13 protein-coding genes are annotated in these 12,560 nt (G+C 63.3%); 4 read left to right on the top strand and 9 right to left on the bottom strand.

Going from position 1 to position 12,560, the window contains the following annotated elements:
- Window positions 1-25: 25 nt before the first annotated feature.
- Together AADA15_RS02425 and infC are read right to left on the bottom strand one after the other, a co-directional pair.
- Window positions 26-583: a hypothetical protein gene (locus AADA15_RS02425; protein WP_341639945.1), complete on the bottom strand. Its 558-nt coding sequence runs from the start codon at window positions 581-583 to the stop codon at window positions 26-28.
- Window positions 584-724: 141 nt separating this feature from the next.
- Window positions 725-1,186, bottom strand: a complete 462-nt coding sequence (gene infC, locus AADA15_RS02420) for a translation initiation factor IF-3 (protein WP_341640066.1) — start codon at window positions 1,184-1,186, stop codon at window positions 725-727.
- Window positions 1,187-1,723: 537 nt separating this feature from the next.
- Here infC and AADA15_RS02415 point away from each other — a divergent pair.
- Entirely contained in the window at window positions 1,724-2,434 is a 711-nt protein-coding gene (locus tag AADA15_RS02415) for a translation initiation factor 3 (protein WP_341639944.1), read from the top strand.
- A 95-nt stretch (window positions 2,435-2,529) separates the two neighbouring features.
- Here AADA15_RS02415 and AADA15_RS02410 read toward each other — a convergent pair whose 3' ends face one another.
- The 6 genes from AADA15_RS02410 to cobA all read right to left on the bottom strand — a co-directional run bounded on the left by AADA15_RS02410 (window position 2,530) and on the right by cobA (window position 7,507).
- The gene (locus AADA15_RS02410; protein WP_341640065.1) at window positions 2,530-3,393 is read right to left on the bottom strand and encodes a ferredoxin--NADP reductase; all 864 of its coding nucleotides are present in this window, start codon (window positions 3,391-3,393) and stop codon (window positions 2,530-2,532) included.
- Between the two features lie 142 nt (window positions 3,394-3,535).
- Window positions 3,536-3,937, bottom strand: coding sequence for a DUF934 domain-containing protein (locus AADA15_RS02405; protein WP_341639943.1), 402 nt, complete (start codon window positions 3,935-3,937; stop codon window positions 3,536-3,538).
- Window positions 3,934-4,695 (bottom strand): phosphoadenylyl-sulfate reductase, encoded by a 762-nt coding sequence (locus AADA15_RS02400; RefSeq protein ID WP_341639942.1) that lies wholly within the window; start codon window positions 4,693-4,695, stop codon window positions 3,934-3,936. The genes AADA15_RS02405 and AADA15_RS02400 overlap by 4 nt, the downstream gene beginning before the upstream one ends.
- 4 nt (window positions 4,696-4,699) lie before the next feature.
- Entirely contained in the window at window positions 4,700-6,364 is a 1,665-nt protein-coding gene (locus tag AADA15_RS02395; protein WP_341639941.1) for a nitrite/sulfite reductase, read from the bottom strand.
- Window positions 6,357-6,677, bottom strand: a complete 321-nt coding sequence (locus tag AADA15_RS02390; RefSeq protein ID WP_341639940.1) for a DUF2849 domain-containing protein — start codon at window positions 6,675-6,677, stop codon at window positions 6,357-6,359. Before AADA15_RS02390 ends, AADA15_RS02395 begins: the two co-directional genes overlap by 8 nt.
- Entirely contained in the window at window positions 6,677-7,507 is an 831-nt protein-coding gene (gene cobA / locus AADA15_RS02385) for a uroporphyrinogen-III C-methyltransferase (RefSeq protein WP_437343162.1), read from the bottom strand. Before cobA ends, AADA15_RS02390 begins: the two co-directional genes overlap by 1 nt.
- A gap of 146 nt (window positions 7,508-7,653) precedes the next feature.
- On the opposite strand from cobA, the gene AADA15_RS02380 reads away from it, so the two are divergent.
- On the top strand, window positions 7,654-8,127 hold the full coding sequence (locus AADA15_RS02380) for an Lrp/AsnC family transcriptional regulator (RefSeq protein WP_341639939.1): 474 nt from the start codon (window positions 7,654-7,656) through the stop codon (window positions 8,125-8,127).
- 45 nt (window positions 8,128-8,172) lie between these two features.
- Here AADA15_RS02380 and AADA15_RS02375 read toward each other — a convergent pair whose 3' ends face one another.
- On the bottom strand, window positions 8,173-9,354 hold the full coding sequence (locus AADA15_RS02375) for a cytochrome P450 (protein ID WP_341639938.1): 1,182 nt from the start codon (window positions 9,352-9,354) through the stop codon (window positions 8,173-8,175).
- 82 nt (window positions 9,355-9,436) lie between these two features.
- On the opposite strand from AADA15_RS02375, the gene AADA15_RS02370 reads away from it, so the two are divergent.
- Together AADA15_RS02370 and AADA15_RS02365 are read left to right on the top strand one after the other, a co-directional pair.
- Entirely contained in the window at window positions 9,437-11,203 is a 1,767-nt protein-coding gene (locus AADA15_RS02370) for a sensor histidine kinase (RefSeq protein ID WP_341639937.1), read from the top strand.
- On the top strand, window positions 11,200-12,429 hold the full coding sequence (locus AADA15_RS02365) for a sigma-54-dependent transcriptional regulator (RefSeq protein ID WP_341639936.1): 1,230 nt from the start codon (window positions 11,200-11,202) through the stop codon (window positions 12,427-12,429). The genes AADA15_RS02370 and AADA15_RS02365 overlap by 4 nt, the downstream gene beginning before the upstream one ends.
- The last annotated feature ends 131 nt before the right edge of the window (window positions 12,430-12,560 follow it).

Raw genomic sequence — 12,560 nt, 5'->3', positions numbered from 1 at the left:
TTTTTTAGATGCAGGTGTGTGCGGCTCAGGATGCGGGCAGGTTGCTCGGATCGAAGCCGCACATCGCGCCCGCCTCGCTCAGGCTGGCGGAAAAGCCCTCGGTCGCGAACGAGCCATAAAGCCAGACCTCGCCATGGGCGGCGCGGTCGAAATTCACGCTGACGGTCGATTGCGACGCCCGCAGCGCGGCGATCATCTCGGGCACGAAGCCGTCCGTCATGTCAGCCCGATAGCCGTGCAGCCCCTCTGCGGCCAGCATTTCATCCCCAAGCCAGATCTCCTGACCGTCGACTTCAAGGATAACGGTGTCGTCCTGATCCCAGGGGGCACCGTCCTCGCCCGGCCAGGGTGCGTATTCATAGGCAAAGCCGGAATTGTAACCGCCGGGGCCAAAGGAGAAGACCAGGGCGCCCGAGGTATCCCGCGCGGCGCGCTGGGTGAAGACATAGCAGGTCTGGCCGACCTTGGCGGCCGCCCAGTTGCCGCTTTTATACGTCGCGGCCGAGACGCCGGTCGCAGCGAGAGGAGAAAGGGCCAGGAAAGTGGCGGCAAGAGCCGGAAAAATGCGCATGGTGGTGTCCATCTTTGAAAATCCGTGCGCAAGAAGAGGCTTGCGCCGATAGGTGCGGGAATGCTTGGCACATAGGGCTTAAGAATGGCTTGCGCCAGAACGAAGAAAACCCGCCTGGACGCGCCAGACGGGCCTTGTCGTCACGCGGAGCGCTTACTTCTGCGGAAGCGGGCCGATCATCATGATCATCTGACGGCCTTCCATCTTGGGCATGTTCTCTACCTTGCCCACTTCCTTGATGTCTTCGGCGACGCGTTCGAGCAGCTCACGGCCCAGGTTCTGGTGCGCCATCTCGCGGCCCCGGAAGCGCAGGGTGACCTTCACCTTGTCGCCATTTTCGAGGAACTTGAAGACGCTGCGCATCTTGACGTCGTAGTCATGCTTGTCGGTGTTCGGGCGGAACTTGACCTCTTTGACCTCGATGATCTTCTGCTTCTTACGCGCTTCGCTTTCGCGTTTCTGCTGTTCGTACTTGAACTTGCCGAAGTCCATGATCTTGCACACCGGCGGGTTCGCGTTGGGCGAGATCTCCACAAGGTCCAGCCCTGCTTCCGCTGCCATCTCCATCGCCTTGGCGGGGTGGACAACGCCAACGTTCTCCCCTTCGGCGCCGATCAGACGGATTTCGGATGCACGGATCTTTTCGTTTGTACGCGGGCCGGTGTCACGTGTCGGCGGCGCATTATGAGGTCGGCGGGCTATGGGTTCAATCCTTTGATGGTTGCCAATTTTCGAGCACGAAATCTAAACCGCGCCGCTGCGTCTTTCAAGCCGGAACCGTCTTGCGGCCAAGTGAAAAGCGCGATTGCCGCCATTGCGAACGGAGGAATGCGGCGCAAGGGCGATCTGCGTTTCGCGGTATGGCCGGGCAGTGATAGGTTTGCGCAGTGGCGTGATGCATCGCTGTCATGTCGTGGGGGTTTGATTCGCTGTCGCCCGGTAAAGGGGTCTGGGCAAAAGTCTGCTTGGTCTATGGGGGCGCGCTGGCGGTGGTTGGCTGATGCGGCGCAACGCCCGCTTTTCCCCCTTGTGAACAGCCCGGTGCGGGGCCACCTAGCGGTCATGCCACAGAGGCGCTCTTGGTTGTGAAGGTGGAACATCGATTCAGCCAATGCCAGCAGGAGCCGCCGAGTCAGGATTAGGAGAGTCCACATGAAACCCGTAATTGTTACCGCCGCTGCCGCCGTCGTTGCGCTCGGTGCTTACTATGTTCTGAGCACACAGCAGGATGCCCCCGCGCCCGAGCAGGTATCGGATGCGGTGACGGCCCCCGCGACTGAGGCGCAGCCGGTCGTCCAGCCTGAGCCTGTCGAGACCCCGGCGGAGCAAGCCGAAACTGCAGTCGAAGAGGCCGTCGAGACGGCCACCGAAGCCGCACAGGACGCGGTCGATGCGGCAAGCGATGCCGTGGAACAGGCCACCGAGAGCGCGCAGGAGGCGGCCGAAGGGGCCTCTGCGGCTGTCGAAGGTGCGGTTGAGCAGGCCGGTGAAGCGTTGAGCGAAGCCGGCGCCGAGGCCGCTGAGCAGGCCAGCCAGGCCGTCGAGGCCGCAGAGCAGGCCGCCCAGGACGTGACAGATACCGCGACAGAGGCAGCCGAAGCCGCGGCGGATGCAGTCGAGAACACCGTAGAGGCGGCAACCGATGCAGCGTCCGAGGCGATCGAGGACGCCACCGCTTCGGATCTGGCGACGCTCTTGACCCCAGAAGGGTTCGACTATGACGCCGTGATCGAGGCGATCGAGGGCTCGGACCTGTCCCCGGTTCAGAAGTCCCTTCTGACCACGACCGTGGAAAAGGCCAAGGACAGCCCTGAGCTGTTGTCCGCCGCGCTGGATCAGGTCAAGGCTGCCTTGGGTCAGTAAAGGTCGAGCAAGCCGACAACATGTAAACCAAAGAGGCCGCGCTCTGGATCCAGAGCGCGGCCTTGATTTTGTGTGGCTTGCAGGAAGCCGCAGGATCAGTCGAGAAAGGCCTTTTCCACCACATATTGCGCGGGCTTGGAGTTGGCGCCTTCCTCAAGGCCGGCGGCTTCCAGCATGTCCTTCAGTTGCAGGTTGAAGGCCAGGTTGCCGCAGATCATCGCGCGGTCGCTCTCGGGGTTGAGCGGTTCCACGCCCAGATCCTTGTAGGCTTCGCCCGAGTTGATCAGGTCGGTGATGCGGCCCATTTTGGCGCTCTCTTCGCGGGTGGTGGTGGGGTAGTATTTGATTTTCTTCCAGAAACCCTCGCCGATCAGCTCATTGAGCAGCTCGTCGTCTTTCAGGCTTTCGATCAGCTCGCGGCCATAGGTCAGCTCGCCCGCCGTGCGGCAGGTGTGCGTGATGATCACCTCGTCGTAATCTTCATAGGTTTGCGGCTCGCGCAGCAGCGAGGCAAAAGGCGCAAAGCCGGTGCCGGTGGCAAAGAACCAGATGCGTTTGCCGGGCAGAAGCGCGTCATGCACCAAGGTGCCCACGGGCTTGGGGCGCAGGATGATCTCGTCACCGGGCTGGATGTGCTGCAGCTTCGAGGTCAGCGGGCCGTCCTGCACCTTGATCGAGTAGAACTCCAGCTCTTCATCCCAGGAGGGCGATGCAATGGAATAGGCGCGCAGCAGCGGCTTCTGCTTGCCGGTCTTGGGGTCTGGATCGCCCATCAGGCCGATCATCACGAACTCGCCCGAGCGGAACCTCAGGGATGCGGGCCGTGTCACCCGGAAGGAAAACAGGCGATCCGTCCAGTGCTTGACCTCGGTCACGGTCTGGGCGTCCGGCAGGGTCGGGGTCGCCTTTGCGGGCTTGGCGTCTTGGGCAGTCTCGGTCACGGGCGTCATCTCGTTCATCGGTTTCACTGCCGGTCTCGTAAACCGGCACCTCTGATTAATCTTTGATACAGGTCAGGAAAAGCACTGATTTGCCTAAGGGCCTGCCGCGGGGCGACAGGCCGCAGTGTTTTTCCGGTGTGAGTGCAGAGGGGCGGCGCGGCTATTTTGCCGCCCGTGCACGGCCCAGTCGGGCCTGGTAGTCGTGAGCCTGCCAGTTTGCACGGGCCAGCCACTGATCCTCGGGCTGGCGGGCGGCGAGATCCTCGTCGATCTCCACCTCGTCAAAGCCGCTACGCCGGGCCATGGCGTATTGATCGGCCAGCACGTGGCCATAGGCGCGCAGGCGTCCGGCATAGCCCATGTGCCGCAACTGTCGCGCAAGCGTAAAGCCGCGCCCGTCCGCGAAGCTGGGGAAATGGATGCGGATCATCTCCAGGCCGGGGATGCGGTTCGAGAGGGTGGCCAGATCGGCATCCGGAGCCAGGTCCAGCGCGGTCTCCGTATCAAATCCATCGGTCCAGTCATTGGGTCCAAATCCGGTATCGGTCACGATTACGGTCATGTGTCGATTGCTCCTGTGCGGGTGAGTTTGCCATCCACGATATGGATGCCGCATTCTTCCTTGTTCTGATCGCGCCAGCGTCCGGCGCGGGGGTCTTCGCCCTGCGCCACTTTCGAAGTGCAGGGCGCGCAACCGATCGACGGGTAGCCCTGCGCCACCAGCGGATGACGCGGCAGACGGTTTTCTTCCATGTAGGCGCGCACGTCCTCGGGTGCCCAATGGGCCAGCGGGTTCACCTTCATGCGTCCGGTGCCCTCTTCCACCTCGAAGAATTCGAGCGCGGCGCGGCTGCCCGCCTGGAACCGCTTGCGCCCGGTGATCCAGCCGTCGAACCCCGACAGCGCCTTTTGCAGCGGCACGGTCTTGCGCAGGTGGCAGCAGGCGTCGGTGTCTGAAAACCGCAGGGCGCCGTAAGGGTCCTTTTCGGCGATGTCGCTGGCGCGGATGATCTGTACATTGCGCAGGCCCAGACGCTCGCTCACCTCCTGCTGGTAGATCAGCGTTTCGGTGAACAACAGCTCCGTATCCACAAACAGAACCGGCGTCGCCGGATTGATCACGGCCGCCATGTGCAACAGCACCACGGATTCCGCACCAAAGCTGGAGACCAGAGCGATCTCTCCGGCGTCCCGCAGCGCGCCCTCCATCACGGCGGTGGCCGAATGGTGCCGGTAGCGCGCATTGAGCGCCTGCACTTTTTCGGCCAGAGCCGTGGCATCTGCAGCCCCTGTAGGGCTGCTGTCTGCAAGGTTCAGCATCGCCTCAGGCCACCTTCTTGCGCGCTTCGGGATAAAGCGCGGCCTTGAACGGCTCCATGCCCAAATGGCGATAGGTCTCGATAAAGGTCTCGCCCTCATCGGTGCGCAGCTGCAGATAGGCCTCAATCAGGCGTTCCACTGCCGGCACGATCTCGTCATAGGCAAAGCCGGGACCGGTGCGGGTGCCGATGGCCGCCGTTTCGGTGGCATCGCCGCCAAGGGTGATCTGGTAGTTTTCCACCCCGGCGCGATCGAGGCCCAGAATGCCGATATGGCCCACGTGGTGATGGCCGCAGGCGTTGATGCAGCCCGAGATCTTGATCTGCAGATGGCCGATGTCATGCTCCAGCTTCAGCTCATCGAAGCGGGTCGCGATGTCCTGCGCAACCGGGATCGAACGCGCGGTGGCCAGCGCGCAATAGTCCATGCCGGGGCAGGCGATGATGTCCGAGATAAGGCCGATGTTTGCGGTGGCCAGACCAGCCTGTTTCAGGCGGGCATGGATCGCGGGCAGATCGGATTTATGGACATGCGGCAGGATCACGTTCTGCTCATGGCTGATGCGCAGCTCGTCATAGGCGAATTGCTCGGCCAGATCGGCCATGACGCGCATCTGCTCGGCGGTGGCATCGCCGGGCGTTGCCCCATGCGCCTTGATCGAGATGGTGACGATGGCGTGATCGTCCTTGCGGTGCTCGGCAAGGTTGGTGTCCGCCCAGGCGCGGAACACCGGATCGCTGTCATAGGCCCACTGGTAGGCTACGGTATCGCCGCTGCGCAGGGCGGGGGGCGTGAAATGCGTCTTGATCTCTTCCAGCAGCGCACGATCGGCACCGTTGAACTCTGCGCGCCGCTCGATAAAGCGCTCTTCGACCAACTCGCGGATCTTGTCGATGCCGTTCTCCTGCACGGTGATCTTGATGCGGGCCTTGTATTTGTTGTCGCGGCGACCCAGGAGGTTGTAGACGCTGAGCACGGCCTCAAGATAGGGCAAGAGATCCTCTTTCGGCAGGAACTCCCGCAGGACCTTGCCAATCATCGGCGTGCGGCCAAGGCCACCGCCCACGATGACCTCGAACCCGTTTTCTTCGTCCCGTGACACCATGCGCAGCCCGATGTCATGGGCGCGGGTCACGGCACGGTCTGCTTCGGCGCCGGTCACGGCGATCTTGAACTTGCGGCCCAGGAACTGGAACTCCGGGTGGTCGGTGGACCATTGCCGGATCAGCTCGGCATAGGGGCGGGGGTCTTCCAGCTCTTCCCTGGCAGCGGCGGCAAAGTGATCCGAGGTCACGTTGCGCACGGTGTTGCCAGAGGTCTGGATCGCGTGCAGGCCCACCTCGGCCAGCGCATCCAGCATATCGGGCACATCGCGCAGCTTTGGCCAGTTGTACTGGATGTTCTGCCGGGTGGTGAAATGGCCGTAGCCCTTGTCCCATTTTTCAGCCAAAAGGGCGAGCTGGCGCATCTGGGCGCTGCTGAGCGTGCCATAGGGGATCGCCACCCGCAGCATATAGGCATGGAGCTGCAGATAGAGCCCGTTCATCAGGCGCAGGGGCTTGAACTCATCCTCGGTCAGGCTGCCGTCGATGCGGCGCTCCACCTGGGCGCGGAACTGGGCGTTGCGCTCGGCCAGAAAGGCGGCGTCGAAATCGTTGTACTTATACATTCTCGAGGGCCTCCAGCTTGGCTTCCTGTTTGCCATGGGCATAGTTCGATGGGCCTTTGCGGCGGAAATCCTCGCGGAAATGCACCGGCTCGGGGCCGTTCGGCCCGGCTTTGGCGTCGGTCAGATAGATGCCGACTACGCTGAGGGCGTCACGCTCGGCCTCCAGAAGGCGCAGCTGCGCTTCGGCCTCGTCCACGATCAGCTCGGCCTCGGCCAGATCGCGGCTCCAGGCGCCGTCTGCGGTGAAGTAGATCACATCGCCTTCCAAAAGGTCGTTGGCGGTGATGACTTTGGGAGTAAACGGGCGTGGCATCAGGCAAGCTCCACTTGCAGTTTGTTGGTGAGGTCGGTCAGGGCGGCGATGCTTTGGCGCGGCGCCAGACCAAGAAAGGTGAGGGCCGGGCCATCAAACCCGGCGCCGACAAGATCGGTGGGCAGGCGGTCCAGTGTGGTCTCCAGCACCCGCTGATCTGCGCGCGACGCATTTTCCACAATGGTCACCGGGGTTTCGCGATCGGCGCCATGCATCAGCAAACGGCCCTGCACGAAGCGGGCGGATTTCTTGCCCATGTAGATGGCGGCGACCTCGCCGGGGCGGGCCAGCGCGGCCCAGTCATGGTCGGCAAAGCCGCGCATGTCGTGCCCCGTCAGGAACCGGACCGAGGAATTGCGCCCGCGCTGCGTGAGGCTTTGGCCGATGGCGGCTACGGCCGCAGAGGCAGCAGTGATGCCGGGCAGGATCCGGTAGCCGATCCCGGCTTCATCACAGGCGGTCAGTTCCTCATCAAGGCGGCCAAAGACGGTGGGATCGCCGGATTTCAGCCGCAGCACCTTCTTGCCTGCCTTGGCATGGGCCACGATGCGGGCGCAGATCTCTTCCTGCGACATGGAGGGGCCAAAGCCCTCTTTCCCCACATCCTCGAGCGTGACGCCGGGGCCAGAAAGGGCGAGAATCTCATCGCTGACGAGGCGATCAAACAGGATCACATCGGCCACCTGCATGGCGCGCAGCACCTTGATGGTCAGAAGATCCGGATCGCCGGGGCCAGAGCCTGCAAAGGTCACTTCACCCGCAGCAGGGCAGCACATGCCGCCCGCGTGCCGCGTGCTGGCAGGGGGGAGGATCGGGGTAAAGCTGGACATGTGGCGCCTCATTCATGCTGTTTGACTTGAGTCTGAATATAGGAAATATTCCCATTTGAGCGCCATATGTCCGCCCAAATAAGGACAATTGTTCCATCCGTGGGGGGCTTCAGTGGCCGAGGTTTCGATGCAGAGGAAAAATTGGAATGACAGTGCGGATTGATGCGACGGATCGGAAAATCCTGGCCGAGCTGCAACGCGATGCCAGTCAGTCGCTGGATGAAATCGCCAAACAGGTGGGCAGTTCCAAGACCCCGGTCTGGAATCGCATCCGCAAGCTCCGTGAGGCAGGAGTGATCGGGCGCCAGACCGTGATCCTGGATGCCGAGGCGCTGGGGTTCGAAGCCTGTTTCTTCGTGCTGATCCGCACGTCAGAGCACGAGGCCGAGTGGCAGGCGGCCTTCCTCAAGGCGCTGCAGGATCGCCCAGAGGTGCAGGAGGCGCACCGGCTGGCGGGCGATATCGATTATATCCTGAAGGTGCGCGTGAAGAATGCCCGCGCCTACGACAAGTTTTATCAGGCCCTGATATCCGAGGTGCGCGTACACAATGTGACGGCGCTGTTGTCGATGGAGGAAATCAAGTCCACCACGCTGCTGCCGCTCGATGCGACCAAGTAGCACCAGAAAAGGCGCGCCGGGAAGAAGGCGCTCCTTTCCGGTGTCTCAGCGCTCTATCATCAGCCGGGTCAGCCCATGGAAATGGTAGCTGTTTGAATACTCCGGCGGTTCAGTGAGGCGCAGGTTCGGGCAGCGCTCGAAGAGGATCGGCAGGGCGATCTGCATTTCCAGCCGCGCCAGCGGTGCGCCGACGCAGAAATGAATGCCGCCGCCGAAAGAGGTATTGAGCGTGGCGGGCCGGGAGGGGTCAAAGACTTCGGGGTCATCCAGCACCGCCTCGTCGCGGTTGGCCGAGCCGAGCATCAGCGCCACCTGATCGCCGCGTTGAAAAGTATGCCCAAAGACCTCTGCCTCTTCATAGGCGTAGCGGGTGAACATATGCAGCGGCGGGTCATAGCGCAGGATCTCTTCAACCAGCCGCTCGATGCCGTCCGGGGCCAGCCACTCCGGTTTCCAGCCCTGCTGCAACATGGTTTTCACGCCGTTGCCGAGGGCATGAACCGAGGCCTCGTGCCCGGCGTTCAGCAGCAGGATGCAGGTGCCGATCAACTCGTCCGTCGAAAGGCTTTCGCCGTCTTCCTCGGCAGCGATGAGACGGGTCAGAAGATCCTCCTGCGGATCGTCGCGGCGCTGATCGATGTAGGCCCGCAGGTAATCCGAAAACTCCTGACTGGCGCGGGCGGCCGCGTGTTCCGTCTCGGTGGTGCGCCCCGCCTGATACATGGCAACCATGCGGTGCGACCACTCCAGAAGCTGCGGCGCCATCGCCTCGGGCACGCCAAGCAGGCGGCAGATGGTTACGATGGGCACCTGCGTGCAAAAGGCGTTCAGCAGATCAAAAGGCTGCTGCGGGAAGCTGTCGATCAGGTCATGGCACAGGCGGATGATGCCCTCTTCGAGGTCGTTAATCGCGCGCGAGGTGAAGGCCCGCATCACCAGCTTGCGCAGGCGCGTGTGGCGGGGTGGTTCTGCCTCCAGCATGGAGTGTGCCTCGACCTGCAGGAACGGGGCCAGATGCGCAGGCCCTTCGCTGGCCATCTCGGGCGGGATTTCGCGGCCGAACCTGCGATCGCGAAGGAGCATATGCACGGCTGATTTTCGGAAAGCGGCCACCTTGCCGTAGTCCTGCCAATAGTGCAGCGATCCTGCCGCGCGGGCCTTTTCGTAGAACGGGTAGGGATCCTGCACAAAGGCCGGATCGGTGGGGGATTGATGCAGGGTTTTCATCGGTTTCCGTTCTTTGGTCTTCGGGGCGCGACTTTTGCCTTGGCGGCTGGTCTTTGCAAGGCGAGTTTCATAGGGTCCGTCTATGACGCAATACAGCCCGTTTCAATCCTGGCGCCGGGGAGCGGTCCTTTTGGCCTTTGCCGTGGCCGTTGCCGGTCTGGCGGCTGCGGTTTGGGTCTATGGCTACCGGCAGGCGCTGGACTCGTTGGCCGAACGCAGCGCGGCGGACCTGGCGTTGGCCTCGGATCGGGTCAGTACGCAACTGCAGATCTACCAGGAGCTGGCGGTTCTGATGGCGGATCACCCCGTTCTGGAAGCGCTCGACAGCGATGCGGGGCGCCGTACGGCGGCTCAACGTCTGCGAGAAGTGGCGGACAAGACCGCGGCGCTGGATGTGTTCTATGCGGACCGATCCGGCCGGGTCATGGCCTCTGCCGAAGGGGTGGCCGGAGAGACGGTCGCCGCAGAAGAGTATTTCAAACGCGCCATGCAGGGGGCGCTTGGCACCGGGCAGGCGGTGTTGCTGAACGAGGGTAAGCGTGCCTATTTCTACGCGGCACCCACTTTTGCGGCCAGTGGGGGGGTGCTTGGCGCTCTGGTGGTGGTGGCCGATGTCGAGGATGTGGAGCAGACTTGGCGCGGCTCTTTGCCTGCCGTCTTTTTCACAAACCGTCGCGGCGAAGTCTTCATCTCCAACCGGCCCGAGCTGTTGTTCTGGCGGCGCGGAGACGCCTTGCCCGGTGGTGACGCAGACCAGGGAGAGCCGGTATCCTTTGAGGAACGGGTGGTCGGCGATCATGAGATCTGGCAGATCTCAGGCAGCGCCTATCTGCCGCGCCAGGCGCTGCATCTGACGGTTGACCTGCCGGTGATCGCCTTGCAGGGGGAGATCTTGGTCGATGTTGCACCGGCCCGGCGCATTGCCGCGCTGCAGGCAGCGGCGCTGGCGGGGTTGTGCCTGGCCTTTGGCACGCTTCTGTTCCTTGCCACCGAGCGGCGGCGGACCCTCGCCCGGGCCAATGCGGTTCTGGAAACACGGGTTGCCGCGCGCACCGAGGCCCTGCAGGTCACGAACAGCCAGTTGCGCCGCGAGGTGCACGAGCGACAGGAGGCGGAGGCGGCCCTGAAACGCGCCCAGGAAGAGCTGGTGCAGGCGGGTAAGCTGTCGGCGCTGGGGCAGATGTCTGCGGGCATCAGCCACGAGCTGAACCAGCCGCTGATGGCAATTCAGCAATATGCGGAAAATGGCGCGGCCTTCCTGCAGCGGGAAAACCCGGACCGCGCCGCCGAGAACCTGGGCCGTATCGCCAGCATGGCCGACCGCATGGCACGGATCATCAAGAACCTGCGCGCCTTTGCCCGCAATGAAAGCGAGCCCATGGGACGCGTCGATCTGGTGCAGGTGATCGATGCGGCGGTCGAGCTGACCTCGGCGCGGCTGGAGGCCGATCAGGTGACGCTGGACTGGACGCCGCCCGCAGACGGGTCGCCCGTCTTTGCCTGGGGCGGAGAGGTGCGGCTGACGCAGGTTTTCGTGAACCTGATCAACAACGCCGCCGACGCCATGCTGGGACAAGAGGACCGTGCGATTTCAATCGCGCTTCAGGCGGGCCCGCGCCTGCGGGTCGAGGTGCGCGATATCGGTCCGGGCATCAAGGAACCGGAAAAGATGTTTGAGCCTTTCTACTCCACCAAGGCTGTGGGCAGCGCCGAAGGGCTTGGCCTTGGGTTGTCGATCTCTTATGGGCTGGTGCAGAGTTTCGGCGGCCATATCCGTGGCAGCAACACGGAGCATGGCGCGGTCTTTACCGTCGAATTGGATCCCTGGAGCGAGGAAGGTGCCGCATGACCCGGCGGGTGCTGTTTGTGGATGACGATGCCGCCGTGCGCGAGGCGCTGGCGCAGACGCTGGAACTCAACGATCTTGAGGCGGTGACGGCGGGCTCCTTCGTGGCGGCCAAGGATCTGATCAGCCCCGAGTTCGCAGGGGTGATTCTGTCGGATATGCGCATGCCGGGACGCGATGGCTTTCACCTGCTGAACTATACCCAAGGGGTTGATCCGGAACTGCCGGTGATCCTGCTGACGGGTGAGGGCGATATTCCCATGGCGGTGCGGGCCATGTCGGAAGGTGCGTTCGATTTCCTTGAAAAACCATGCGCCACAGCCGATCTGATGGCGGTGCTGGAACGGGCGCTGAAGACCCGCGCGCTGGTTCTTGAGAACCGTCGCCTGAAACGCCAGCTCGAACTGGGCGATCCGGCGGCGCGGATGCTGTTTGGCACCTCGACCCAGGCCGAGGAGCTGCGCAGGCGGGTGCGGGCGGTGGCCTCCACCGGGGCCGAGGTGCTGGTCAGCGGCCCGGCCGGCAGCGGGATTTCCAAGGTGGCAGAGGTCATTCACCTGATGTCGCCGCGCGCGCAGGGCGCTTTTGTCAAACGCCCGGCAGCGGGCATGACGGCTGAGGGGTTCGAGGCGCTTTGCCAGGAAGCGGCAGGGGGATCGCTGTTTCTGGACGAGATTTCGGCCCTGCCGGAGGCGGTGCAATATGCGGTGCTCGAAGGGCTGGAGCAGGGAACGGACACCCGCGTCATCGCCGGCAGCACCAGCGATCTGGCCGATCGGGTGGCCGAGGGGTCCTTTCATGCAGACCTGTTCTACAAGCTCGACGTGATGCGGGTGCGGATCCCGTCCCTTGCGGAACGTCCCGGTGATATCCCGGTTCTGTTCCGTCACTACGTGGCGCAGGCCGCAGAACAGGCCGGGATCGAGGCGCCAGAGGTCAGCCAGGAGCATCTCGCGATGCTGATGGCGCAGGATTGGCCCGGCAATGCGCGCTCGCTGATGTCCGCAGCCATGCGGTTTGTTCTTGGCATGCCCGAAGAGGTCTCGGCCGGGGCGGATCTGGGGTTGGCGGAGCAGTTGGCGCAGGTTGAGCGCTCCTTGCTGATCGCCGCCCTCGGGCGCCAGAACGGGCGAGCCTCGGCGGCGGCTGAGGCGCTGAAACTGCCGCGCAAGACCTTCTACGACAAGCTGGCCCGATATGGCATCCGCCCCGAGGATTACCGGCGTTGAACCTGGCATGATTCCCGGCGGCAGAAGTTCGCGCTAACAGTCGTGCCGGGAACTGTGCGGATTTCCGCACAAAGGGATGCGGGTCTGTGCGGGTTTTCGCACAGCGTGCAAATGCAGCATCGGCGCCCATT

The sequence above is a fragment of the Phycobacter sedimenti genome, from assembly GCF_038148855.1.
GTDB classification, from domain to species: domain Bacteria; phylum Pseudomonadota; class Alphaproteobacteria; order Rhodobacterales; family Rhodobacteraceae; genus Phycobacter; species Phycobacter sedimenti.
The sequence above is the reverse complement of the archived record's forward strand: the minus strand, read 5'-3'. Positions and strand labels throughout refer to the sequence as shown.